At 61.0% G+C, this 23,358-nt stretch carries 20 protein-coding genes and 1 pseudogene; 7 read left to right on the forward strand and 14 right to left on the reverse strand.

Annotated features, from left to right (window positions below; genetic code table 11):
- The first annotated feature begins 7 nt into the window (after positions 1-7).
- Positions 8-724, forward strand: coding sequence for a PP2C family protein-serine/threonine phosphatase (locus tag ACZRJ6_RS13620; protein WP_463968884.1), 717 nt, complete (start codon positions 8-10; stop codon positions 722-724).
- Entirely contained in the window at positions 721-1,695 is a 975-nt protein-coding gene (locus ACZRJ6_RS13625) for a serine/threonine-protein kinase (protein ID WP_463968754.1), read from the forward strand. The genes ACZRJ6_RS13620 and ACZRJ6_RS13625 overlap by 4 nt, the downstream gene beginning before the upstream one ends.
- Before the next feature lie 5 nt (positions 1,696-1,700).
- Here ACZRJ6_RS13625 and ACZRJ6_RS13630 read toward each other — a convergent pair whose 3' ends face one another.
- The 4 genes and pseudogenes from ACZRJ6_RS13630 to ACZRJ6_RS13645 all read right to left on the reverse strand — a co-directional run bounded on the left by ACZRJ6_RS13630 (position 1,701) and on the right by ACZRJ6_RS13645 (position 4,384).
- The gene (locus ACZRJ6_RS13630; RefSeq protein ID WP_463968753.1) at positions 1,701-2,030 is read right to left on the reverse strand and encodes a DUF6388 family protein; all 330 of its coding nucleotides are present in this window, start codon (positions 2,028-2,030) and stop codon (positions 1,701-1,703) included.
- A gap of 463 nt (positions 2,031-2,493) precedes the next feature.
- Positions 2,494-2,775: pseudogene (locus ACZRJ6_RS13635) on the reverse strand (6-aminohexanoate hydrolase); the annotation flags it as partial.
- The gene (locus ACZRJ6_RS13640) at positions 2,718-2,981 is read right to left on the reverse strand and encodes a hypothetical protein (protein ID WP_463968752.1); all 264 of its coding nucleotides are present in this window, start codon (positions 2,979-2,981) and stop codon (positions 2,718-2,720) included. The pseudogene ACZRJ6_RS13635 and the gene ACZRJ6_RS13640, both read right to left, overlap by 58 nt.
- Before the next feature lie 287 nt (positions 2,982-3,268).
- The gene (locus ACZRJ6_RS13645) at positions 3,269-4,384 is read right to left on the reverse strand and encodes a Gfo/Idh/MocA family protein (RefSeq protein ID WP_463968751.1); all 1,116 of its coding nucleotides are present in this window, start codon (positions 4,382-4,384) and stop codon (positions 3,269-3,271) included.
- A gap of 360 nt (positions 4,385-4,744) precedes the next feature.
- Here ACZRJ6_RS13645 and ACZRJ6_RS13650 point away from each other — a divergent pair, with 360 nt between their 5' ends.
- From ACZRJ6_RS13650 to ACZRJ6_RS13670, 5 genes are all read left to right on the forward strand, one after another.
- Positions 4,745-5,797 carry a WD40/YVTN/BNR-like repeat-containing protein gene (locus ACZRJ6_RS13650; RefSeq protein ID WP_463968883.1) on the forward strand — a complete coding sequence of 351 codons (1,053 nt, stop codon included), beginning with the start codon at positions 4,745-4,747 and terminating at the stop codon, positions 5,795-5,797.
- Positions 5,798-5,816: 19 nt separating this feature from the next.
- Positions 5,817-8,192 carry an efflux RND transporter permease subunit gene (locus tag ACZRJ6_RS13655; RefSeq protein WP_463968750.1) on the forward strand — a complete coding sequence of 792 codons (2,376 nt, stop codon included), beginning with the start codon at positions 5,817-5,819 and terminating at the stop codon, positions 8,190-8,192.
- Between the two features lie 118 nt (positions 8,193-8,310).
- Positions 8,311-8,607 (forward strand): DUF5629 family protein, encoded by a 297-nt coding sequence (locus ACZRJ6_RS13660; protein ID WP_463968749.1) that lies wholly within the window; start codon positions 8,311-8,313, stop codon positions 8,605-8,607.
- Positions 8,594-9,769 carry a lactonase family protein gene (locus ACZRJ6_RS13665; RefSeq protein WP_463968748.1) on the forward strand — a complete coding sequence of 392 codons (1,176 nt, stop codon included), beginning with the start codon at positions 8,594-8,596 and terminating at the stop codon, positions 9,767-9,769. The genes ACZRJ6_RS13660 and ACZRJ6_RS13665 overlap by 14 nt, the downstream gene beginning before the upstream one ends.
- 155 nt (positions 9,770-9,924) lie before the next feature.
- Positions 9,925-10,104: a hypothetical protein gene (locus tag ACZRJ6_RS13670; protein WP_149412620.1), complete on the forward strand. Its 180-nt coding sequence runs from the start codon at positions 9,925-9,927 to the stop codon at positions 10,102-10,104.
- A 112-nt stretch (positions 10,105-10,216) separates the two neighbouring features.
- Here ACZRJ6_RS13670 and ACZRJ6_RS13675 read toward each other — a convergent pair whose 3' ends face one another.
- The 10 genes from ACZRJ6_RS13675 to ACZRJ6_RS13720 all read right to left on the reverse strand — a co-directional run bounded on the left by ACZRJ6_RS13675 (position 10,217) and on the right by ACZRJ6_RS13720 (position 23,206).
- Positions 10,217-10,825, reverse strand: a complete 609-nt coding sequence (locus ACZRJ6_RS13675; RefSeq protein ID WP_463968747.1) for a glutathione S-transferase — start codon at positions 10,823-10,825, stop codon at positions 10,217-10,219.
- The gene (locus ACZRJ6_RS13680) at positions 10,822-14,460 is read right to left on the reverse strand and encodes an AAA family ATPase (protein WP_463968746.1); all 3,639 of its coding nucleotides are present in this window, start codon (positions 14,458-14,460) and stop codon (positions 10,822-10,824) included. The genes ACZRJ6_RS13675 and ACZRJ6_RS13680 overlap by 4 nt, the downstream gene beginning before the upstream one ends.
- Complete coding sequence (locus ACZRJ6_RS13685) at positions 14,457-15,698, reverse strand: exonuclease SbcCD subunit D C-terminal domain-containing protein (RefSeq protein ID WP_463968745.1); 1,242 nt, start codon at positions 15,696-15,698, stop codon at positions 14,457-14,459. The genes ACZRJ6_RS13680 and ACZRJ6_RS13685 overlap by 4 nt, the downstream gene beginning before the upstream one ends.
- Positions 15,699-15,792: 94 nt before the next feature.
- Positions 15,793-17,433 (reverse strand): BatD family protein, encoded by a 1,641-nt coding sequence (locus tag ACZRJ6_RS13690; protein ID WP_463968744.1) that lies wholly within the window; start codon positions 17,431-17,433, stop codon positions 15,793-15,795.
- Positions 17,430-19,169: a vWA domain-containing protein gene (locus tag ACZRJ6_RS13695; protein ID WP_463968743.1), complete on the reverse strand. Its 1,740-nt coding sequence runs from the start codon at positions 19,167-19,169 to the stop codon at positions 17,430-17,432. The genes ACZRJ6_RS13690 and ACZRJ6_RS13695 overlap by 4 nt, the downstream gene beginning before the upstream one ends.
- Positions 19,166-20,266 carry a vWA domain-containing protein gene (locus tag ACZRJ6_RS13700; RefSeq protein WP_463968742.1) on the reverse strand — a complete coding sequence of 367 codons (1,101 nt, stop codon included), beginning with the start codon at positions 20,264-20,266 and terminating at the stop codon, positions 19,166-19,168. Before ACZRJ6_RS13700 ends, ACZRJ6_RS13695 begins: the two co-directional genes overlap by 4 nt.
- Entirely contained in the window at positions 20,259-20,753 is a 495-nt protein-coding gene (locus ACZRJ6_RS13705; RefSeq protein WP_463968741.1) for a DUF4381 domain-containing protein, read from the reverse strand. The genes ACZRJ6_RS13700 and ACZRJ6_RS13705 overlap by 8 nt, the downstream gene beginning before the upstream one ends.
- On the reverse strand, positions 20,750-21,682 hold the full coding sequence (locus tag ACZRJ6_RS13710) for a DUF58 domain-containing protein (protein ID WP_463968740.1): 933 nt from the start codon (positions 21,680-21,682) through the stop codon (positions 20,750-20,752). Before ACZRJ6_RS13710 ends, ACZRJ6_RS13705 begins: the two co-directional genes overlap by 4 nt.
- A 5-nt stretch (positions 21,683-21,687) precedes the next feature.
- A complete protein-coding gene (locus tag ACZRJ6_RS13715) occupies positions 21,688-22,647 on the reverse strand; it encodes an AAA family ATPase (protein WP_003218556.1) in 960 nt (319 codons plus the stop codon).
- A gap of 208 nt (positions 22,648-22,855) precedes the next feature.
- Complete coding sequence (locus ACZRJ6_RS13720; protein WP_149412611.1) at positions 22,856-23,206, reverse strand: hypothetical protein; 351 nt, start codon at positions 23,204-23,206, stop codon at positions 22,856-22,858.
- Between the last annotated feature and the right edge of the window lie 152 nt (positions 23,207-23,358).

Genomic DNA, 23,358 nt, shown 5'->3' on the forward strand with positions numbered 1-23,358 from the left:
TATAGGGATGCGCTGGCGCAGCGCCGGGCGTACGGACTGTGGAAAAATCAGGCCGCGCAACGAGGATGCCTTTCTCGATTGTCCGCAACTGGGTTGCTGGGCGGTGGCGGATGGAATGGGCGGCCATCTGGCGGGGGATGTTGCCAGCCAATGGGTGGTCAGCAGCCTGGCCACGCTGCCTGGGCGCGGCAGTTTCGACGAGCGTCTCAAGGGCATTCGGCGTTGCCTGCAATGGCTGAACCGGCGGTTGAGCCAGGAGTTGACGGTGACCGACCACGGTGCTGATCTCATCATGGGCAGCACGGTGGTGGCGTTGTTGCTTGAGGGCGACCGCGTCGCCTGCATCTGGGCTGGTGACAGTCGCTGCTACCTGTGGAGGAAGCAGGTGTTGTACCAGCTGTCTCGGGACCACTCTCTGTTGGAGCAGTTGATCGATGAGCAGCACTTTAGTCCTGAGCAGGCCCGAGTCCACCCGAACGCCAATGCCCTGACCCAGGCAATCGGCGCGGGCGAGCCATTGATCCTTGGCGTGCTGGAGCTCAAAACCAGGCCGGGTGATGTTTTTCTGCTGTGCAGTGACGGGTTGTACCAGGAACTCAATCATGCCGAGCTGGGCTGTGCCTTGAGCCTGGCAACGCCAACGTTGGTGTTGGATCGGTTGTTCGAAGGTGTGATGCGCGGTAACGCCAGGGATAACGTGACGGCCGTGGTCATTCAGCCATGATTGAAAAATCGCAGGAGGTGCTCGGCACGCCAGATGCCGAGGCACCGTTGACACGCCTTGCCTTTGCCAAACCTGCGGCCGGCACGGTACTGAACCCGACAGGTGCGGACGGCCTACCTTCCTTGCTGGCAGGGCGATATCGTATCGAGCGGGTATTGGGCGTTGGCGGCATGGGCGTTGTCTATCGCGCCCGGGATCTGCTCCACGAGCAATTTGGAGAAACGAGTTCTCACGTGGCGCTCAAGGTACTGGGCGAAACATTGTCCCGCTCGACGGATGCTCACTTGCTGCTCTACAGCGAGTTTGCCCTGACCCGTTGCTTGCGGCATGAGCGGGTGATCCGGGCTTTTTCGTTCGAAGTGGATGCTGGTTGCCAAATAGCGTTCTTCACCATGGAGCTGATGAAAGGCATGACGCTGGATCGGTTACTGGTTGAGCGTCCGAGCGGATTGCCATGGTGTGAACTGCAGCCCATCGCTCTGGAGTTGCTGGATGCGCTGCGTTACACCCACCAGCAAGGCGTGTTACATGGCGATGTGAAGCCGGGCAATGTCATGGTCGGGGAGGAGGGGCTGCGACTGTTTGATTTTGGTCTCGGCCAGGCCGCCGCGCAGGTGTCGGCAGGTTTGCCTGGCTTGAGTCTCAGTCGTTTCAATGCCTGGACGCCGGCCTATGCCGCGCCGGAGTTGCTGGACGGCGCCCCCCTTTCAGCGAGTGCCGACCTCTACGCGGTGGCGTGCTTACTCTATGAGCTGGCGCAGGGGCTGCGGCCTTTTCAAGGCGTGCTGACTCAGTGCTCCAGCGAGCGATTGCCTGCACCCAGGCAACTCCCCCGGTACTGTTGGCCGGCATTGCGTGCGGCGTTGGCGGTTGACCCACACCAAAGAACCATGACGGTTGCCGAGTTGCGAGAGGTCATGCGCCGCGATCCCTCCCGGATTCGTCGCTGGTTCAACAGCCATGCCAGCTGAGCCTGTCAACCAGCAAGCCCGTGGAGTTGACAGTATTCATCCCAGCTCATGCCTGCCATCTGGGCGACTTCCCTGTGGACTTCCAGGCGCTGGGCCTCGAACTCCTGGGGTGAGTGTGCGACCAGTTGCAGCGTCAGTTCCCAGGAAAACAGGCCCTGGCGTTCTGCCTCTGCTTCAAATGCCTCATGCAAGCGCTCGGCGCGGTACTGCGCCATTGTTTCCTTCTTGGCCTGGGCGGCCAACGGATTCAAGGTGTCCAGTTCGGCGCGTAGTTCGGGTCGCGCGTCCAAAAAAATATCCAGGGCACGCTGGTGGTTTTCGCCAGGTTGGGACAAGGATCTACTCCAGGGTGAACAGGTTGTTAAACCTTATTCCGAGGTTTGATGTGAGCGGTTTTTGTGTCTTTCTCGTTTGCGTGACCGGTGCGAAATCCAGTTTTGCAGGGGGGCGAGTAAAAAGAAAAACAGATAGGCAGCCAGCACCAGGGTCAAGTCAATCCAGGTTTCGCCGATGGGCCCGTCTACCGATTCGATAACGGCCTTGATCAAAAACAGTAATGCTACCCCACACAACCATAGCACTGCAGTGAGACACAGCGGTCGTGCACGATTTGAAAGCCTGCCTTGCATGTTTAATACATCTCCTTGAGGGCGCAGGGGAGGCTGGCATGCCCCCTCCCGAAAATCTATGGCTGGTCGCCGACTCGATTCATTTCGACGGCGGCCTGTTGGTTTATGGGGCTGTGAAGCTCATGACCTGATCGGGTGGGATTTGGTTCCAAAAAGCCATTATATGCTCTCAATATCGGGGCTGCGCCATCAAGAAGCGCGCCATCCCTTCAAAGGCAGGCAAGGTCACGCCATCGTTGGCGGCATTGCCGGCGATGGGGTGGGAGGCGTAGCGGACAATGACCATCTCGGCCTTGGGATCAATTTAAATGCTCTGGCCATGGACGCCCCGTGCCATGAAGGCGCCATTCGGGTTGTGGCTCACCCACCACATGGAGTGATAACTCCAGCCTTTCAACTGCCCATAACCTGCCTGGGCAAACGCCTGTTTGTCGCCGCCTCGCTGGATATCCTTGCCGGGAAGCGAAAACAGCTGCCGTCTTCAAAACGCAGGGTCCGGTCCGGCGGCGGTGGTGCGCCGACCATCCACTTGAGTGTGGCCGGATCGCTGGCCGCTGCATCAGGGAATGTCGGGCTGCTGGCGGCGCCGGCGAGGTTGCCGGTCAGGCAGAGCAGGGCTCCAATCATGGCGGCAGGCAAAGCGGTAATTCGCAGCATCAGTGGGCTCGATTCCATTCGAAAAAATCGTCGCCCTTCAGGCAACAGATGTGTCAAAGGATGAGCTAAGTGAAGGCAATCGACAAGCGTCGCAGGGATCGGCCGCCTCTGGACCGTGCCCGCGCAAAGGCTATTTCGTTTATTGACCCCGGTGTCCCTCTTTCGCTCGCGATGTCAGGACGTGTAGCGTTCTTCCGTGGTTGAACGCAACGGCCCAAGCGTTGTTCCCTGTGCTACTGCCGGGGTCAGGGGCAACTCGGTTTCAGGGCTCGACAGCTGCGAGGGTGTCAGACTTCGCTTATTTTCACCCAGCGTTCTTCCCGCGCCGCCAACCGAATCGCCGTCGCCAGCCGCTCCACTTGCCACGCTGCGTCAAAGTCAGTGCCGGCAGCACCTTGGCCTGCCAGCGCCATAATCAACTCATGCACTTCCAGCGTCTTGAGCTCGTTGTACCCCAGCTGATGCCCCGCCGCCGGGCTGAACGCCGCATAGCCGGGCAGGGAAGGGCCGGCCAATAAACGCTGGAAACCTTCTTGGCCGACACGAAACAGCTGCAGTTCATTCAACCGCTCTTGATCAAACGCCAGCGTCCCTCGGGTGCCGCTGATCTCGAAACTCAAGTGGTTCTTGTAGCCGTGCTTGAGCCAACTGCTGCTGATCGTCCCACGAGCGCCATTGGCAAAGCGCAGCAGGGCGTGGACCTGATCGTCTACCGCAATCTGGCGCAGGTCTGCGCTACCGGCACTGGCTGGACGCCGAGCATGCACGGTCTGGGTGTCGGCACAGACGCTTTGTACATCGCCCACCAAGTACCGCGCCATCGCCAGCAAATGACTGCCCAGGTCCGCCAGGGCGCCACCGGCATGTTCCACTTCGCAGCGCCATGACCAAGGCGACGCCGGGTCGGCCATGAAGTCTTCGCAAAATTCGCCCTGGAAGCTGATGATCTCCCCCAACTCGCCGTTGTCGATCATCTGCCGCGCCAGGGCGATCATCGGGTTGTGCTGATAGTTGTAGCCCACCCGCGTTACCACTGCGGCCTGGTTGGCGGCACGACGCATGGCATCGGCTTGTTCCAGGCTGACCGCCAGGGGTTTTTCGCAATACACAGCCTTGCCCGCCGCCAGGGCAGCCATGGCCATGGGGTAGTGCAGGTGATTGGGGGTAGTGATGGCGACCACGTCCACTTTTGGATCATTGATCAACTGCTGCCAGTCGCCGTGTGCCTGGGCAAATCCCCAGGCCGTGGCGCAACGCTGGGCGCGGTCGGTGTCGGCATCGGCCAGGGCCGCAAGCCTGAGGGTGACCGGCAAGTCAAATACCGCGCGAGCGTTGTTGAACGCCAACGCGTGGGCACGGCCCATAAAGCCTGTGCCGATCAGGCCTATTCCGAGTTCGTGCATGGCCGTGGTCCTTTTGGATTATTGTTTTCAGGGATGTCATTAATGGAATAAATATTCACAAATATCAACATGTGGAATAAAAAATTCATTTTCTGCTGCGAAAATATTCTCTGTGGCGAGGGGGGGCGCATCATTGTTACGAATGCAGCTATATTCAGCTCGCAGGCAAAAGGCCTCTAGTTAACAAAACATAACGTAGCGCCGATTGTCAGACGATTCGAAAGCCCGCTAGGATGACCCCTGCTTCCTCAAGTGGCTCTAGATTGCAGGTTTCAGGACGATGTCCTGGCCCAGGAAGCCCCGGAAGGCGATACGACCTAACAATAATAAATGGGAGAAAGGTCTATGAGTGAGCCTGTCATGGGTGAGGTTTTTTGCCGCCCGCGAGCGTCGCGAAAGGTCGCGTTGCTGGCCACAGCGCTCTCGCTGCTGGGGGCAGTCGCGTTGTCGACCGTCGCCCAGGCTGCAACCGACACCGCCGCCCCGGCGGTGTTTGCCATTGAATCGGCCAAGGCCGCCAAAGGCCTGATGATTGACGTCGCCCACGCAGGCAAGCGCCTGGTGGCGGTGGGTGATCGCGGGCACATTCTCTATTCCGACGACAAGGGTGCCACCTGGACCCAGGCCAAGGTGCCGACCCGCCAACTGCTCACCGCGGTATTTTTTGCCGATGACCAGCACGGCTGGGCAGTCGGTCATGACGCCAAGATCCTCGCCACGACTGACGCCGGTGCGACCTGGACCCAACAATTTGAAGACCTGACCCGTGAAGCACCGTTGCTGGATGTCTGGTTCAACGACGCCAATCATGGTTTTGCCGTGGGCGCCTATGGCGCGCTGATCGAGACCACCGATGGCGGCAAGGACTGGCACGACGTCAGTGACCGCCTGGACAACGAAGACCAGTACCACCTCAACGCCATCGCGTTTGTCAAAGACGCCGGCCTGTTTATCGTCGGCGAGCAGGGCAGCATGTTCCGCTCCAGCGACGACGGGCAAACCTGGGAAAAACTCGAAGGCCCCTATGAGGGCTCGCTGTTTGGTGTGATCGGCACCGCGCAGCCGCAGACCCTGCTGGCCTACGGCTTGCGCGGCAACCTGTTTCGGTCCACGGATTTTGGCAGCACCTGGGAGCCGGTGGAGTTGAAGGCCGCCCGTGGCGCCCTGGAGTTCGGCTTGTCAGGCGCGACCCTGCTGGACGATGGCTCATTGGTGGTGGTCGGCAACGGTGGCAGCGTAGTGGTGAGCCACGACGATGGCCTGACCTTCAGCGTATTCAATCGCCCGGACCGCATTTCGTTATCGGCGGTTACGGCGGCGGGTAATGGCAACTTGATTCTGGTGGGGCAGGGCGGCGTTCGCGCGGCCACGGCAACCGGCGCTGAGCTGACCCAGCAAGCCCAGGCAAAATAATAAGAAGGCGGGGATCTACATGAGCAGTCATCACAACGATAAGGCGACGTTTCTGGAGCGCCTGATTTTCAACAACCGCCCGGCAGTGATCGTCATCTGCCTGCTGGTCAGCATCTTCCTGTTCTGGCAGGCGACGCTAATCCGGCCATCCACCAGCTTCGAAAAAATGATCCCCCTCAAGCACCCCTTCATCGAGAAGATGATGGAGCACCGTAACGACCTGGCGAACCTGGGCAACACGGTACGGATCTCGGTGGAGGCCAAGGACGGCGACATCTTCTCCAAGGAGTACATGGAGACCCTGCGTCAGATCAACGACGAGGTGTTCTACATCTCCGGCGTCGACCGCTCCGGCCTCAAGTCCCTGTGGAGCCCCAGCGTACGCTGGACCGAAGTGACCGAAGAGGGTTTTGCCGGTGGCGAAGTGATCCCGCAAAGCTACAACGGCTCCCCCCAAAGCCTCGACCAGTTGCGCAATAACGTGCTCAAGTCCGGCCAGGTCGGGCGCCTGGTGTCCAACGATTTCAAGTCGAGCATCGTCGATATCCCGTTGATGGAGTCCTACCCGGACCCGGCTGATCAGGGCAAGCTGCTGGCTCTGGACTACCAGAAGTTTTCCCACGAGCTTGAAGACAAGATCCGCACCAAGTTCCAGGAACAGAACCCCAACGTCCAAATCCATATCGTCGGCTTCGCCAAGAAAGTCGGCGACCTGATCGATGGCCTGATCATGGTGGTGCTGTTCTTCGGCATCGCCTTCGTCATCACCCTGGTGCTGTTGTACTGGTTCACCTGGTGTATCCGCAGCACCATCGCGGTATTGATCACCACGTTGGTGGCGGTGGTCTGGCAACTGGGGCTGATGCATGCCCTGGGTTTTGGGCTTGATCCCTACTCGATGCTGGTGCCGTTCCTGATTTTCGCCATCGGTATTTCCCACGGTGTACAGAAGATCAACGGTATCGCCCAGCAATCGAGCGATGCCGACAACGCCCTGACCGCCGCCCGCCGTACGTTCCGTCAACTGTTCCTGCCGGGGATGATCGCGATCCTTGCCGATGCGGTGGGCTTTATCACCTTACTGATCATTGATATCGGGGTGATTCGCGAACTGGCCATTGGCGCGTCGGTCGGTGTGGCGGTAATCGTATTCACTAACTTGATCTTGCTGCCGGTAGCGATTTCCTACGTCGGCATCAGCAAACGCGCCATCGAGCGCAGCAAGAAGGACGCGATCCGCGAGCATGCTTTCTGGCGCCTGCTGTCGAAATTCGCCAGCCCCAAAGTGGCCCCGGTGTCGATCTTCCTGGCGCTGATCGCCTTTGGTGGCGGCCTCTGGTACAGCCAGAACCTGAAAATCGGCGATCTCGACCAGGGCGCACCGGAACTGCGTCCGGATTCGCGCTACAACAAGGACAACAACTTCATCATCAGCAACTACTCCACCAGCTCCGACGTGCTGGTGGTAATGGTCAAGACCAAGGCTGAGGGCTGTTCGCGCTATGAGGCCATGGCGCCCATCGACCAGTTGATGTGGAAGATGCAGAACACCGAGGGCGTGCAGTCGGCGATCTCCCTGGTGACCGTATCCAAGCAGATGATCAAGGGCATGAACGAGGGCAACCTGAAATGGGAAACCCTGTCGCGTAACCCCGACGTGCTGAACAATTCCATTGCCCGCGCCGATGGCCTGTACAACAACACGTGCTCGCTTGCGCCCGTGCTGGTGTTCCTCAACGACCACAAGGCCGAAACCCTCGACCGCGCGGTGCATGCGGTGCAGGACTTCGCCAAGGAGAACAACAAGGACGGCCTGGAATTCATCCTCGCCGCCGGTAACGCCGGGATCGAGGCGGCCACCAACGAGGTGATCAAAGAATCCGAGCTGACCATCCTGATCCTGGTCTACCTGTGCGTGGCAACCATGTGCATGATTACCTTCCGTTCCTGGGCGGCGACCCTGTGCATCGTCCTGCCGCTGGTATTGACCTCGGTGCTGGGCAACGCGCTGATGGCGTTCATGGGCATCGGCGTCAAGGTTGCAACCCTGCCGGTGGTGGCCCTGGGCGTGGGGATTGGCGTGGACTACGGCATCTACATCTACAGCCGCCTGGAAAGTTTCTTGCGGGCTGGGTTACCGTTGCAGGAAGCCTATTACCAGACCCTCAAGTCCACCGGTAAAGCCGTGCTGTTCACCGGCCTGTGCCTGGCGATTGGCGTGGCAACCTGGATTTTCTCGGCCATCAAGTTCCAGGCTGACATGGGCCTGATGTTGACCTTCATGCTGCTGTGGAACATGTTCGGCGCGCTGTGGCTGTTGCCGGCGCTGGCGCGGTTCCTGATCAAGCCGGAGAAGCTGGCGGGGCAGAAGGGCAATTCGTTGTTTGCCCACTGATACTTTGCGGTCACCCAAAACGCCGTGGCCTGTGCCACGGCGTTTTGCATTGCGCCATCTTAGGTCGATGCAACAATTTGACCTATCATGAGGTCTTTCCTCTTGATGATTGATGGTTATGACTGCCGACACTGCCACCTTGCTGAAAACCCTTTTAACCAGCGACATGCTGGAAATCGACGGCCTGCACGCCTTTGACTTCACATTGGATGACCAGCGCTTGCTGATCGAGTGCATGGACGGTCGGGTTAACAAGCGCTGGAATTTCAGCCTGGAGCAGATCAACGCCGCGACCTTTGATCAGACCTTGCAAAGCTGGACCATCACGGGTGATACAGGCGAGCACCGCCTGGTCTGCCTGAGCGCATTCACCGGCAATAATAACGACGAGGATGAAGCGGATGATGATGCGTAAATTCTGGCCCTTGCTGATGGCCGGCAGTGTTGGCGCGATGTCGGTGCAGGCCGCGCCGGTCGACACCTTCGAGTTGCTGGTGGGCACCTACACCGCAGGCACCAGCGAAGGGATCTACCGCCTGCAGTTCGACAGCCGCACCGGCCAGCTCAACGGCAAACCGGTGCTGGCCGCCAAGGCGGCTAACCCGTCCTGGCTGACCTTGTCCCAGGACCAGAAGCGCCTGTTTGTGGTCAATGAAAACGGCCCCGGCCAGAAAGATCTGGTCGGTCGTGTCAGTAGCTACAGCATTGATCCGAAAAACCATTCGTTGACCCTGATTAATCAGGTGCAGAGCCTGGGCAACGAGCCGACCCATTCCAGCCTTGCAGCGGATGGCCGTTTCCTGTTTGTCGCCAACTATTCGGTACTGGAAGATCCGGGTGGCAGCCTCGCCATCCTGCCGGTGGACGCAGACGGCAAGCTGTCGCCACCTGTTCAACTGAGCGCGCACCCGGCCAGCCGGGTCAATCCTGAGCGCCAGGCGTCCAACCATGTGCATTCGGTGGTGTCCTCGCCGGATGGCAAGTACGTGTTTGTTCAGGACCTGGGTGCGGACAAGATTTTTGCCTACCACTACGATCCCAAGGCCAACCATGAACTGCCGCTGACCCCGGCCGACCCTGCGTTTGTGCAACTGCCACCGGGCAGCGGCCCGCGTCACCTGCTGTTCTCCGCAGACGGCAAGCACGCCTGGCTGACCACCGAGATGAGCGCGCAAGTGGCCGTGTTCGACTACAAGGATGGCAAGCTGACCCAGAAGCAATTGGTCGACTTTGCTGCCGGGCAACCGATCTCGGACAAGGCCGGTGCAGCGTTGCACACTTCAAACGACGGCAAGTTCCTTTACGTGAGCAACCGTGGCACCGCCAACCAGATGCTGGTATTTGCCATCGACCTGGCCACTGCGCAGTTGAAGGAAATCCAGCGACACTCGGTGGAAGGCGATCATCCCCGGGAGTTCGCCCTGGACCCCAGCGGCAAGTTCTTGCTGATCGCCAACCAGAAAAGTAATGAAATCGTGGTGGTCGAGCGTGATGCCAAGACCGGCCTGTTGGGTAAAACCGTGCAGAAACTGCCGATCAACGCCCCCAGCGACATCAAGTTCCTGGTGCGACAATAAGCCACAGGCCTCGCCATGCGGGGCCTGCCACCTTCTATTAATGTCAGTGATAACAGCTACTGTTTCAAAGAATTTCTGCGCGTAAGCCCCCGGGCGTAAGTTTGCTTCAAGGCCTTCACAGGTCACCAAGCCAACCGAACACAAGGGTTACCGACATGAACTTCAATCTCTTCTCGATCATTGCCGCTTCTGCTATCTCCGCAAGCGTGGCCCTGCCTGCTAGCGCCAGTGTTGAAATCAGCGGCAAAAAATCCAGCACCAATACCTACACCCAAAAATACCTGCAACAAAGTGCCAACTTCTACGCAGCGCTGGACCACAAAATCCAGAACTGAGTGCTTTTCCTGACTCCTGTAGGAGCGAGCTTGCTCGCGAAGGTCGTCAACGATAACGCGTGCAGTCTGAATCAACGCGGCGTCCTTGAGTTCTTCGCGAGCAAGCTCGCTCCTACAGGGGCTTTGCCATTACGGCGATGAACAACGGTGACTCAAGAAACCGCTGTAACCAAGCTTGCAACCGCGGATAGGGCGCCTGGGCAAACCACTCCCGATCCACATGCGCGAACTGCCGCACAAACGGCGCCAGTGCCACATCCGCCAGGCTCAAGTGCGCGGCCAGCAAGTATTCCCGCCCGGCCAGCAAGGCCTCCAGCTTCAACAAAAACACTTCACCTTCGGCCCGGTAGTGCTCCATTGGCTGATCCGGGTAGCGCTCGGAGTATTTGTAGCGATTCAAGTGAACCTTGAACCCCTGGTCATTCTCTTCAATCAGCTCAGCCATAAGCGCCCGTGCCACCGGATTGTCCTTGAGCAACCAATCATCAGGGTCATTATGCGCGAGGGCCCACCCCATGATCGCCAGGCTTTCATCAATCACTCGGCCGTCGATGCACAAGACCGGCACCGTGCCCTTGGGCGACAGCGCCAGCATCTCGGCTGGTTTGGCCTTGAGGCTGACCTCGACAATCCGCACCGCCAGCCCCGAGTAACGCAATGCCATCCGCGCGCGCATGGCATAGGGGCAGCGGCGAAACGAATACAGCGCAGCCCCGATCACTTGACCTCCAGGGTGCTCAAGCCATTGCCCTGACGCTTGACCTGGATTTGCACCGGAATTCGCTCATGCATTTCCTGCACATGGGAAATTACCGCCACCTTGCGCCCCTGGGCCTGCAAGCCATCCAGGGCATCCATCGCCAATTGCAGCGACTCGGGATCAAGGCTGCCGAAGCCCTCGTCAATAAACAGCGATTCGATTTTCAAGGTGCTGGACGCCATCGACGCCAGCCCCAACGCCAGGGCCAACGACACCAGGAATGTCTCGCCCCCGGACAGCGAATGCACCGAGCGGGTTTCGTCGCCCATTTCCGTGTCCAGCACCAGCAGGCCGAGCATGCTGCCGCCGCGCTTGAGGCGGTAGCGGCGCACCAGTTGGCGCAGTTGCACGTTGGCGTGGTGTACCAGCAGGTCGAGGTTATAGGCCTGGGCGATCTTGCGGAACTTGTCGCCGGTCGCCGAACCTATCAGCGTCTCAAGCCGAGCCCAGCGCTGCCATTCGTCATAGGCTTTGGCTGTCGTAAGCGCCAGGGCCTGGTTGGCGTCCTGGCGGCGCTGGTCTTCGGCTTGCTGGGCGCGCAGTTCGGCGCAATGTTTTTCGCCCGTGGAGAGCTGGCTGTTGAGTTCGTTCAGGGCGCTGTCGAGCTGGGCTACATCAAGGTTGCCGTTATGCAGGGCCTGGTGATCCTTGAGTCGTTGTTCGCGCTCTTGCAGCAACACCTTGGCCTGTTCGACGGCTTTTTCGCTCTGTTGCAGCTGCTGGCGCAGTTGCGTGAACTGTTGATCATCCACCTTCAATAACTGCGCCAAACCGTCGTCATTCAGTTCCGGGTGCAGGGCGCGCCAGTCGGCGACCCTTGCGCTCAGTGCCTGCTGCTCGGCCTCCAACGCCTGTTGGCGTTCCCGCTGGGCCTTGAGATCGGCGGCCAGTTGGATCAGTTGGCTGGCGGTGTCTTGCAGTTGCTGATTGGCCTGGCTGTCGCTGCGCCGCGCGTGTTCGACGGCCTGGTCCAGATGCTGTTGCCAGTGCTCGGCGCGGGTATGTTCGCCCAGCAGTTGAGTGAGTTTTTCCTGGGCGATTTGCTGCTGGGCGCTGAGGTCGACCAATTGCTGTTGAGCCACGTCCAACTGTTGCTGACGGTGCGTCTGTTGGACCTGTTCCTTTTCCAGGGTCTGTTGACGCTGTTGCTGTTCGGCGAGTTCTTCGCGCTGGTGGTCCAGTTGTTCCAGGCGTTGGCTGATCTGCTGATCAAGCTGCATGAACGTGGCCGCAGGCTCGCTGCGCAGGCCTTCAAGGGTTTCGGCCGGGAGTAGGCTGGCGAAGGCATTGAGTTCTTCGTCCAGGCGTTCGCGGTCATTGGCCAGTTCCCGTTGCTGGTCCACTAGCTGTTGGCGGGCCTGCTGGCTGGCGTCCTGGGCGGCTTGCAGTTGTTGCTGCATACGCCCGGCGTTTTGTTGCAGGTTGAGCAGGGCGCCCTGGCGCTGTTCGTCCTGGGTGATGCTTTGGCTGAGTTGGCTTAACTGCTGGCTCAGCCAGGCATCGCGTTTGGTGGCGTCCTGATTGAGCAGTGATGCCGAGAGCGGATGGGCTTCAATGCTGGGGGCCAAGGCTTGCTGTTCTGTCGCGACATCCTGTTGCTGGCGTAAAAGCTCCTTTTGCCGGGCGATCAGTTCTCCCAGCTCTGTGCGCAACGCGTCTACTTTTTCTTTGAGTACATCAACCGATTGACGGGCGTTGCTCACTTCATCTTCGTCGTGGCGTTCAAGACTGCTGAGCAAGGCGTCAGATGAGTGATAGGGATGATCGACGCTGCCACAGACCGGGCAGGGTTGATCAGACTCCAATTGTTCACGCAATGTCTGAACGTTGACATCCCGAGCCAAGCGCTGGCGCTCCAACAGCTGCAGGATGACGGTAAGGGTTTGCTCCGCGACGGCAAGATCAGCCTTGGCCTGGATGCCTACCCGGTTGAATTCTTCGCGCTGCTGCTTGGCTGCCAGTTGGTTAGCATTCAGGTCGTCTGCACGCTTTTCCAGCCTTTGATGGCTGTCCCAAAGCCGCGCCAAATCCTCGAAGGCCCGCTGTTGCTTGCGGTTGTCCTGCAACAGGCTGCCCAGCAACTGAATCTGCTCGGCCACGGCGTGGGGCTCGGCGCCGGCTTCGTGGTACAGCAGGTCCAGGGTGTTGCGTTGTTCCGCCAGTTTGTCGGCGAGCGTGGTTGCGCGTTGTTCCAGTTGCGGCAGTTCAGCCTGGCCTTTGTTGAGGCGATTGCCGGTCAGCATGAGCTTTTGCAGGCTGTCGCGGTAGGCAGTCCAGGCGTTGCCCAGGGAGGCGAGGGTGGCGCTGCGCTCCAACTGTGCCGCGAGCTGTTGCAGGCGTGTGACGACCTTTTTTTGCTGGTCGAGCAGGCTGTTTACCGTGGCCTGGCCCTGGGTGAAGGCGGCTTCGGTATGCTGCTTGTGCGCCTCGCTTTGGCTTAAGTCGTTGGTCAGTCGGGCGAGGGTGCTCTGTTCGTCGAAGGCCTGGCGCAGCAGTGGCACGGCGTCGCTTTGCTGTTTCAGCGCTTGGGTTAACGCCGCTTGCGCAGCGGCTTGCTGCTGTTGCAACTGATCCTGGCGGGTGTGCAGAGTGCTCTGTTGTTCAAGGTGCTGCGCAATCTGTAGCGCCAGTGGGTTGAGTTGGGTGGTCAGCTCAGTTTGCCGGGCGAAGTGGTGACGCTGCGGCGCGAGTTGTTCTAGGCGACTCAAGTCCAGGCGTTGCTGGTTTTGCCCCAGCCAGTCCTGTTCGGCCTGTTGCAGTTGCTCAACGGCGTGTTGTTGGCGTTCCTGCCATTCGCGCAACTCCTTGAGCCAGGTGTGTTGCAGCTCAAGCTGCTTGAGCTGGGCCTGTTGGGTCTTGAGTTGCTGCTGGGCTTCGTTGAAGCGTTGATCCAGTTCGCCGCGAGCTTCGGCAGGCAGCGGCGTGACACCGGTGGCCTGGTCCAGCAGCAGCTTGTGGGCGTCCTTGGCGTCCTTGGCCTTGTCGAAGGCGCGCCGGCCCAGTTGGGTGTAAAGCGCGGTGTCGGTGAGCTTTTCCAACAGCTCGCTGCGTTCGTTGTCATTGGCCTTGAGGAAGGCGCTGAACTCACTTTGCGCCAGCAGCACGGCGCGGGTGAACTGCTCGAAGTTCAAGCCCAGGGCCAGTTCCAGCTGGGTTTTGTATTCAGTTTTCTGACTGGCCAGTAGTTGCTCGCTGTCCAGGTCGATCAGGCTTTGCCGGCTGTTTTGCAGTTTGCCGCTGGCCTTGTCACGGGCGCGGTTGGCTTCCCAGCGCGCGCGGTAGCGCCGGCCGCTGACGCCGACAAAATCCACTTCGGCATACCCGCCACCAGTACCGCGACGAATCAGCGTGCGCGGATCGCCGATGGAAATATCCGTGTCGGCATCGGGCATTTTCGCCTGTCCGGTATCTCCCAGCCTTGGCACCGCGCCAAACAGCGCCAGGCACAAGGCGTCGAGCAAGGTGCTTTTACCGGCGCCGGTAGGCCCGGTAATGGCGAACAACCCGGCACTGGCCAGGGGCTCGGCAGTGAAGTCGATTTCAAAGGGGCCGGCCAGGGAGGCAAGGTTTTTCAGGCGAATGGCGAGGATCTTCATGGCTGTTCACCCGCCTGTTGCACTTCCTGGAGCAGCACGGCGAAATCCTTCAAGGTCTGTTCGTCTACTTCATTGCCGTAGCTTTCCAGCCAGGCGCGGCTGAACAACTCCTGGGGCGTGAGTTGGTCCAGTTCGATCAGGCGATCCTCATGACTGTCTTCGCGATTGCCTGAGCCTGCGTATTCGGCGGCGATACGCACCAGGCGCACGGCCTTGCCTTGCAGGGCGTTTTCCACTTGCTGGCGCAGGTCGGGCTGGGGCTCGTCGAGGCGTACCCGCACTTCCAGCCAGGGCTGGCGTTGGGTTTCGGCCAGCAGATCGATGTCGGGCAAGCCCGCCAGTTGCTTGAGGATGTCGGCCAAGGGCGCGGCTTCCAGGCGTTGCAGGTTGACTGCCCGGGGAATCAGGCGGGATTCGACGCTGACCAGCGTCTCGCCGTCCAGTTGCACATCGAGAATCTGGTGCTGGTAGCCGATTTCGGAAAACGACAGCGGAATCGGCGAGCCGCAATAACGAATGCGCTCCTCGCCATTGACCCGCTGGGGCTTGTGCAAATGACCGAGGGCGACATAGCTGACGCTGGCATCGAACAGACTGGCCGGTAGTGCTTCGGCATTGCCGATGATCAGGCTGCGTTCGGAGTCTTCCGAGACCGAGCCACCGGCCATGTGCGCATGGCTGATGGCGACCAGCGCCTGGCCCGGCTGGCGCTTGGCGTTGGCTGCGGCGATCAGCCATTCATGGACCTGGCCAATGCCGCGCAGGTAATCGTCACCCAAGTGAGCGCCGGTGACTTCCGCCGGGCGCAGGAAGGGCAGGGCCAGGCACCATCCGGCGACATCACCGTTTTTATCGGGCAAGGGAATCAGCAGTCGCTCCACATCCAGTTGCCCATCATCCAGCCACAGCACCCGGCCTAGGGCATGGGTACGCAGGCGGCGCATCAACGGCGCGGGCAGTTCTATGCGCGAGCCGGAATCATGGTTACCGGCGATCATCACGATGGTCAGCGCGGGGTTTTGCTCGTGGGCGCTGATGATGAAGTCATACAGACGCTCCTGGGCTTTGAGCGGCGGGTTGACCGTGTCAAAGATATCGCCGGCGATCAGCAGCACATCGGGGCGGTGCTGGCCCAGTTGCTCCAGCAGCCAGTCGAGGAAACAGGCGTGTTCGAAGTCGCGCTCCTGGCCGTGGAGGTTTTGGCCAAGGTGCCAGTCGGAGGTGTGGAACAGACGCAAGGCGAACTCCGTGAAGAAGATGAAAAGGAGGGGAGTTTACCCGTAAATGCCTGCACGCTTGCACCCAGGCGGCATCTGGTTCTAAAGCCAGGCACTACTTGGGATACAACGGCGGCAAGCTGGTGTTGTCCGTCACTGGGTCCTGTGCCCGCTCCGCCATTGGAATTGCCTTCACCGCCCGCCACAACTCCTCACCCTGCCAATGCTGGCCAGTCTCACTGTAGAGCGCGCCGTTCAAGCCATCCAAAGCATCAGACAACGGCACAAACCGCGCCGCCATGTCCGCCAGGGTTTCCGGCTGTTGCCGGGCCCAGGCATCCAAAGCCTGACGAGTAGCCTGAGGGTCGTTGGCCTGGCTGGCACGCTTGAGATCGTCCAGCAGGGTGCGCGGGCTCGGGCCGGTTTGCGCGGCACGCAGAATCGCCGGCTGCCAGCGGGCACGCCACCACAGGCCGAAGCCCAGCAGGGTGGTGCAGGCCAGGATCAGGCTGGTCAGTTGCCAGATCCACAGTGACTCATTGTCTGGCGCGGTGATTACCGTCGGGGTGGCCGGGGTGTCCACCACCAGGCTCGGGTTGTTCGCCACCTGCACGGTGCGAGCCGGCAGGCTGGTGCGCTCCAGGTGGTCTTCGTGGGTGTTCCACCACACCACTTCCACTGCTGGCAGCTCCAGAGCGCCGACCCGGTTGGGCACCAGGGCTTCACGGTCTTCACGGCTGCCGATCACGCCACGCTCGCTGTTCTGGTTGCTCAGCACCGGTTGGTCCGGGTAGCGGCGCAAACCGTTGATCTCGGTGACCGGCAGCGGCGGCAGTTGCGAGCTGGACAGGCCTTCGGCCTTGAGGGTCAGGCTGCGTGTCAGGGAATCACCGACCTGGGTGTGGTCCGGCTCCGGGTTCCAGCTTTCACTCAGGCTCAAACTGCTGGCCGGCAACCAGGGTGCATCGGCGGGGTACAGGGCGGGCTTGGCCTTGACCTTCAGGGGGATTTCGGCTGAGCTGACATGCATCAGCTTGCCGGGTTTCGGCCCCTGGGGCCTGGCGTCCTGGGTGGGACGTGGCTCCACCAGGGTTGCACTGAATATCTGCGCCGGAATCAGCAACTCGCCGCTGTGCTGCGGGTAGATGGCATAGCGCATTTCGATCACCCCATGGCGAATGCCATTGATGACTTTTTCGTAGGTACGCGACTCTCCGAGTTGCTCCGTACGGGCATCGGGAATCTGCAACGGGGTCAGGCTGCTGTCGTCGTACAGCGACACCGAATGGTAGATGCGCAAGGTCAGCAGGGCCTGGGCCTGGACGTACACCGTGCCCTGGTCGAGGCTGGCGTCAATGAAGATCGGCGCCAGTTGGGTCTTGGTGTTCTGGCTGGCAGTTTCGATGACTTGCAGGGTGATCGGCTGGGTCTTGACCTCACCCAGCTGCAACGATGGAATCACTACGGTGCCGTTGACCTTGGGCAACAGGGTGATGATCCAGCGGGTGGTCGCATGATTGTCGGTGCTCAAGGTGGTGAGCTGGTTGACCTGACGGGTGCCGCGTACTTCGAACAGCAGCTCCAGGGGCGAAAGGTCCGGCTTGCCGAACAGGGTGACGTCGTTGGATTCCACGGTCAGCTCCACCGTCTCCCCAGAGTTCAGGCGGCTGCGGTCGACACTGGCGACCAGGTCCGAAGCCTGGACCTGGCAGGCCCACAGTGTGAGTGAGAGGAGAAGGGCGGTGCAGCGGCTCATCGAGTCTTGTCCTGATGTTGTTGCTGTTCGTACCAGAATTTACGTCGCAGCAGCTCGCCGGGGTTGTCCGGGATCTGCCGCAGCCATTGTTCCAGGGCCTGGCGGTGCTCGCCGTCAAGCGGGTTGCCGCTGGGGCGCAAGGGTGGGGTGGTGGTTTGTTCATCACCCAGTTCGCTGCCCGGCACTTCGTTGCCGCCGGCAGGCGGCGTATCGCCGGGCGGCGTTTCGCTACTGCCGGCCTGGCCGCTGCCGGGTGTGGATTGTTCGCCACCGGATGCGCTCTGGCCACTGGTGCCCGGTTGCGCAGTCTGGCCGGGTTGGGTGGTTTCGTCATCCTCGTTCTTGGAGGGCTTGTCGGGTTCGGGCTCTGGTTCTTCCTGTAGCAGTTTTTCGATCAGGACCTTGTTCTTCAGCGCCGGCTGTAAGTCCGGTCGGGCTTCCAGAGCTTGTTCATAGGCGTCCAGGGCCGCTTCCAGCTCACCGCTCCTGGCTAGGGCATTGCCGCGATTGTAATGGGAATAGGCGTCGCTGCCTTCGGTAAAACGCTTGGCGGCGCTGGCATAGTCACCGGCTTCGTACAGCGCCACGCCTTGCCATTGCGGGTTTTCGAAGTGTTCGGCGGCCTCGCTGGGGCGTTTTTTCTTGAGCAGGTACTGGCCCTGTTGGTCCGGGCGCAGCCACAGGTCCTGGAAGTCGAAGGCGTAGCTTGGTTGTGGCGCGCCCAGCAACAGCAAGGGCAGGAAGAACAGCCAGCCACGACGGCCAGCGCAGGCGGCGAGCAGCAATAGCGGAAGGAGTAGCCAGTAACCCTGGTCGGCCCAGGTGTCCAGTTGCAGTAGCTGGCCGTCGTTGCGCAAGGCTTGCGGGCCGTCGAGCAGGCCGAGGTTGCGCAGGTCCTTGTCGTCCAGGCGCGCTTGCCGGTAGCGACCGCCCATTTCGCTGGCGAAGGCCTTGAGGGTCGGACTGTCGAGGCGTGGTATCAGGATTGCGCCCTGATCGTCCTTGAGGAACTCGCCGCTCTCTTGAGTCACCGGGGTGCCTTCACGGCTGCCGATGCCGAGGATCGACAGACTCGGCGCCTGACTGCCTTGCAGCAGTAGGCGAATGCCCTGGCGTTCCTGTTTGGACAGCGACGAGCCAATCAGCAGCAAGCGCCCCTGGCCCAGTCCGCCGTGCTTAAGCAGGCTCAAGGCTTTTTCCACGGCCAGGTCGGCGCGGTGGCCGGCCTCGGGCATGATCGAGGGCCGCAGGGCTTCCAGCAGGTTGTGGCTGGTGGCCAGGTCATCCGACAGCGGCACCAGGGTGTGGGCGCTGCCGGCATAGACGACGATGGCGGTCTGCGCATCGCTGCGGGCCTGAAGCAGGTCGAACAACTTGCGCCGCGCCTGTTCCAGGCGATTGGGTGGGCTGTCGGTGGCGAGCATTTCCGGAGTCAGCTCCAGCAACACCACCAGCGGGTCGGCGGGTTTTTGGCTGGTCAGTTCCACACGCTGCCAACTGGGGCCGAGCAAGGCCAGCACCGCCAGCAGCCAGGCCAGACCCAGCAACAGCCACGGTGATTTACTTTCCCGGCCATTACCGCCACTGAGCAACGCGGCGTGAAAGGCCGGCGGCAGAATCATCTGCCAGCGCCCGGCGCGTTTTTGTCGATGCCATAACTGCCACAGTAACCAGCCGAGCACCGGCAGCAGCAACAGCCACCAGGGATGGAACCAGTGCGGCCACAAAGCGATCATCGACGCCTCCGCAAACGCAGGCGTTTGAGGCGCTGACGCCATTCAGGGTGCTGTTGCAGAAAGTGACCCTTGCTGGATATTTTTTGTAAAAGTCGGTTGAAAAGGCGTTGCAGAGCGTTGTCCGGCCAGCGTTCGTGGATGACCAGCAGCATGCTGAGGATCAGCGCCAGGGCCAGTGGGCCGCTGTAGAGCGCCTGGGCCGGGCGGGCCTGGGTGGGTTGCTGAGTCACTGGCTCAAGCTGGTCGAGGGTTTCCTTGATCGCTTGCAGTTCCTCGCTGTCGCGGGCCCGGAAGTAGCGGCCACCAGTGACCTCGGCAATGGCCTTGAGGGCCGGCTCGTCGAGGTCCAGGCTCGGGTTGAGGCCGAGCATGCCCAGGGTGCCGGTTTGTTCGGGATCGGCGCCAATACCGATGGGGTAGATCTTCACGGCTTCTTCGGCGGCCAGGTGGGCAGCGGTCAGTGGGTCGATTTGGCCACCGTTGTTGGCGCCGTCGGTTATCAGGATCAGCACCCGGCTTTGTGCCGGCCGCTGGCGCAGGCGTTTGAGGGCCAGGCCAATAGCATCACCGATGGCAGTGTTTTTCCCGGCGATACCAATGCGGGCCTCATCCAGCCAGGTGCGCACGGTACGTCGGTCAAAGGTCAGCGGCGCTTGCAGGTAAGCCTGGCTGCCGAACAGGATCAGGCCGACGCGGTCGCCTTCGCGGCCTTCAAGGAAGTCTCCGAGCAAGTGCTTGACCAGGCTCAGGCGGCTGACGTCTTCGTCCTGCCACTGCATATCGGGGAAGTCCATTGAGCCGGACACGTCCACCGCCACAAGCAAGTCGCGACCGCTGGCGGCTATCGGCAAGGGTTCGCCGAGCCATTCCGGGCGTGCGGCGGCCGTCAATAGCAGCAGCCACAGGACCACGAACGGCGCTTGCTGGCGCCAGCCTGGCAGATTCACTCGGGCACGGCGGCGTGCCAGGCTTTCCAGGTCGCCGAGGAAACTGACTTTCAGGGCGGGCTCGCCGCTGTCGGCCGTTGGCAGGATGACTCGCAGCAACCAAGGCAATGGCAACAGGGTGAAGATCCACGGCCAGGCGAACTCAAACATGTTTGCGAATCCAGGTGTCGACGGCCTGGGTCAGGCCGGCGATGGCCTTGTCGTCGAGTTTGCATTCGGGCTTGTAGGCGCCTTCCACCAGTACCATCCAGCGTGTAAGCCCGGCGGCCGGGCAACGGTTGTCGAGGAACGCCAGCCATTTGCGACCGTTGAGGGTATGGCTCTGGCTATAGGGGTAGTCGTTGCGACACAGGCGCTTGAGCAGGCCGTTGAGTTGCTGCAGCCAGGCTCCGGCCGGGGCGCCGTCGTAGGGTTTGGGCATCAGCGCCAGTTCCGCCAGGGCGGCGATGCGCAGCGGGTCGAGGGGCTGTTCGGCACGGGCCAGCGGGCGCTTGGTTGGCAGAAAGCGGCGCAGCGTCCACAGGCCCCAGGCAGCGAGCGGGATGAGCAGCAGCAACAGCCACCAGCCCGGCGCTGGCGGCCAGAAGCCGATGGGCGGCGGGGCGATCAGCGGTTGCAGCTGTTCAAGGCCGTTCATTGCTTTTTGCCCGGACGTTGCGGGTTAAGGTATTCGCGCAACTGCTCGATCATTTCGCTCTGGGTGCTCAAAGGCATGAGCAATATCCGCAGCTTTTGCGCCAGCAACTCCCAGCGCGCGCTACGTGCTTCGGCCTGGGCCTTGTAGGCCTGGCGCAGGTCGAAATTCAGGGTGTCGATTTCCAACTGTGCGCCGCGTTCGGCAAACCGCAGCAGCCCGGCGGCGGGCAGGGCATGGTCCAGCGGGTCGGAGACCGGTAGCAGCAGCAGGTCGCAGTGCCGCGACAGCAGGCTAAGCTGTTGCTCGGCGCCTTCGGTGAGGGCGCGTTCGTCGCAGATTACGATTACCAGGCTGCCGGGGCGCAAAACTTCCCGGCCACGGCGCAAGGCCATGCCGAGGGCGTCGTGGTCCGGCTGGCTTTCGGTGTTCAGGCTCTGGTTGACCCGTACCAGACGGTTGAGCAGTTGCAGCAGGCTTTGCTTGCTGCGCCGCGGCTTGATTTCGTAATGCTCGTTGTCGCCGAACACCAGCCCGCCAACGCGGTCGTTATGCCCCAGTGCAGCCCAGCCGATCAGGCTCGCCGCCTGGGCCGCCAGCACCGACTTGAACATCAGCCCCGAGCCGAAGAACAACCGGCAGCTTTGTTCCACCATGATAAAGATCGGCCGCTCCCGCTCTTCGTGGAACAGCTTGGTGTGGGGTTCCTGGGTACGGGCGGTGACGCGCCAGTCAATGGTGCGCACATCGTCCCCGGCCTGGTAGACCCGCACCTGATCGAAGTCGACACCGCGACCCCGCAGTTTCGAGTGGTGCAAGCCGATCAACGGGCTGCGCTGGCTCGGTGTGGAAAACAGTTGCACTTCCCGCACGCGATGACGCATCTCGATCAATTCGCTCAGGGTGACACGGGTACCATCGCCAGGGCTCATGGGGGTCAAGCGACGGCAACGACGTCGAGAATGCGTTGCACCACACGGTCCTGGTCAATGCCAGCCGCTTCGGCCTCGAACGACAGAATGATCCGGTGGCGCAGCACGTCGAAGAGCACTGCCTGGATATCTTCGGGGCTGACAAAGTCGCGACCGGCCAGCCAGGCGTGGGCCCGAGCGCAGCGGTCGAGGGCAATCGAGCCCCGGGGGCTGGCGCCATAGGCAATCCACTCGGCCATTTCCGGGTCGAACTTGGCTGGGGTTCGGGTGGCCATCACCAGTTGCACCAGGTATTCCTCCACAGCGTCGGCCATGTACAGGCCAAGGATTTCCTTGCGCGCAGCGAAGATTGCTTGCTGGCTGACCCGGCGCTCAGGCTTGGTTTCACCGTTGAGGGCTTCGCCGCGGGCCTGCTGCAGGATGCGCCGTTCGACGGCGGCATCGGGGAAGCCGATCTTGACGTGCATCAGGAAGCGGTCGAGTTGGGCTTCGGGCAGGGGATAGGTGCCTTCCTGCTCGATGGGGTTTTGCGTGGCCATTACCAGAAACAGCGGCGACAGCTCATAAGTACTGCGCCCGACACTGACCTGACGCTCAGCCATGGCTTCGAGCAACGCCGATTGAACCTTGGCCGGGGCACGGTTGATTTCGTCCGCCAGCACCAGGTTGTGGAAGATCGGCCCTTGCTGGAACACGAAACTGCCGGTTTCCGGACGATAGATCTCGGTGCCGGTGATGTCGGCGGGCAGCAGGTCGGGGGTGAACTGGATGCGATGGAACTGCGCTTCGATCCCTTCGGCAAGCTCTTTGATGGCCTTGGTCTTGGCCAGGCCCGGTGCGCCCTCAACCAGCATATGGCCGTCGGCGAGCAGGGCAATGAGCAGGCGCTCGATGAGTTTTTCCTGGCCGAGAATCTGCGTAGAAAGAAAGGTTCGCAGCGCGAGCAGCGCTTCACGATGTTCCATCGTTGACGGTTCCTGGAAAGGTGAGCCTGGGTGCTTGGAAAAACACCGGGGCTTGGGGGCCTTACTTTAATGCATCAGAGGGTGCGGCGACTAACTGCGCGGGGGGTATTTTTGGGAATTGTGGGAAATATCCGAGGTTTTTGCAGGCTGGCACGGACCTTTGTGGCGAGGGAGCAAGCGCCCTCGCCACATTGAGCGGTTTTGGCGGCTAGATTCGGATATAGGTCCCGGTACCCTTGAGAATGTTCTGCAAGGTTTCTTCCACTTCAGCCAAGTCCGAGGCATCGGTGCCGTGGGTGATCTCCAGATGATCACTGCCGCCCAATGCATCCGCATCCGCCGCCGCAATCTCCACCAGCAACCGCGTGGCGCTCAGGGTGATTTTCAGCCCGTCCAGGGTTGACGGCTCGTAATCCCAGGTGACCTCCACCTCGTCCTCATCCGGATAACGGGTCAGCATGAACATCTCGCCCTTGTCGCCGTGGCAGCAGAGCATGGCCATGTTGTCTTCTTCGTCATCGCACGGGTTGACGATCAGGTGGGCGGTGGTCAGTTGCATGTCAAATCCTGTCTGGGGGAGGGTGCAGCAGGGCAATTGTGCCATTGCGGCGAATTTTGTGCTTCATTCTGTGTCAGTAGTTGTGGCATGACCTGGCGGGCTGTATCAGTCATTTCCGGTACTCGGCGGGCCAGGATTTGTCTGGAAAGTAC

The organism is Pseudomonas sp. C321, from assembly GCF_055407105.1.

Coding starts and splice junctions, on each gene's coding strand:
- ACZRJ6_RS13620 (WP_463968884.1), top strand. CDS start 8: ATGCGCTGGCGCAGCGCCGGGCGTACGGACTGTGGAAAAATCAGGCCG.
- ACZRJ6_RS13625 (WP_463968754.1), top strand. CDS start 721: ATGATTGAAAAATCGCAGGAGGTGCTCGGCACGCCAGATGCCGAGGCA.
- ACZRJ6_RS13640 (WP_463968752.1), bottom strand. CDS start 2,981: ATGCTGCGAATTACCGCTTTGCCTGCCGCCATGATTGGAGCCCTGCTC.
- ACZRJ6_RS13645 (WP_463968751.1), bottom strand. CDS start 4,384: ATGCACGAACTCGGAATAGGCCTGATCGGCACAGGCTTTATGGGCCGT.
- ACZRJ6_RS13650 (WP_463968883.1), top strand. CDS start 4,745: ATGGGTGAGGTTTTTTGCCGCCCGCGAGCGTCGCGAAAGGTCGCGTTG.
- ACZRJ6_RS13655 (WP_463968750.1), top strand. CDS start 5,817: ATGAGCAGTCATCACAACGATAAGGCGACGTTTCTGGAGCGCCTGATT.
- ACZRJ6_RS13660 (WP_463968749.1), top strand. CDS start 8,311: ATGACTGCCGACACTGCCACCTTGCTGAAAACCCTTTTAACCAGCGAC.
- ACZRJ6_RS13665 (WP_463968748.1), top strand. CDS start 8,594: ATGATGATGCGTAAATTCTGGCCCTTGCTGATGGCCGGCAGTGTTGGC.
- ACZRJ6_RS13670 (WP_149412620.1), top strand. CDS start 9,925: ATGAACTTCAATCTCTTCTCGATCATTGCCGCTTCTGCTATCTCCGCA.
- ACZRJ6_RS13680 (WP_463968746.1), bottom strand. CDS start 14,460: ATGAAGATCCTCGCCATTCGCCTGAAAAACCTTGCCTCCCTGGCCGGC.
- ACZRJ6_RS13690 (WP_463968744.1), bottom strand. CDS start 17,433: ATGAGCCGCTGCACCGCCCTTCTCCTCTCACTCACACTGTGGGCCTGC.
- ACZRJ6_RS13695 (WP_463968743.1), bottom strand. CDS start 19,169: ATGATCGCTTTGTGGCCGCACTGGTTCCATCCCTGGTGGCTGTTGCTG.
- ACZRJ6_RS13700 (WP_463968742.1), bottom strand. CDS start 20,266: ATGTTTGAGTTCGCCTGGCCGTGGATCTTCACCCTGTTGCCATTGCCT.
- ACZRJ6_RS13705 (WP_463968741.1), bottom strand. CDS start 20,753: ATGAACGGCCTTGAACAGCTGCAACCGCTGATCGCCCCGCCGCCCATC.
- ACZRJ6_RS13710 (WP_463968740.1), bottom strand. CDS start 21,682: ATGAGCCCTGGCGATGGTACCCGTGTCACCCTGAGCGAATTGATCGAG.
- ACZRJ6_RS13715 (WP_003218556.1), bottom strand. CDS start 22,647: ATGGAACATCGTGAAGCGCTGCTCGCGCTGCGAACCTTTCTTTCTACG.
- ACZRJ6_RS13720 (WP_149412611.1), bottom strand. CDS start 23,206: ATGCAACTGACCACCGCCCACCTGATCGTCAACCCGTGCGATGACGAA.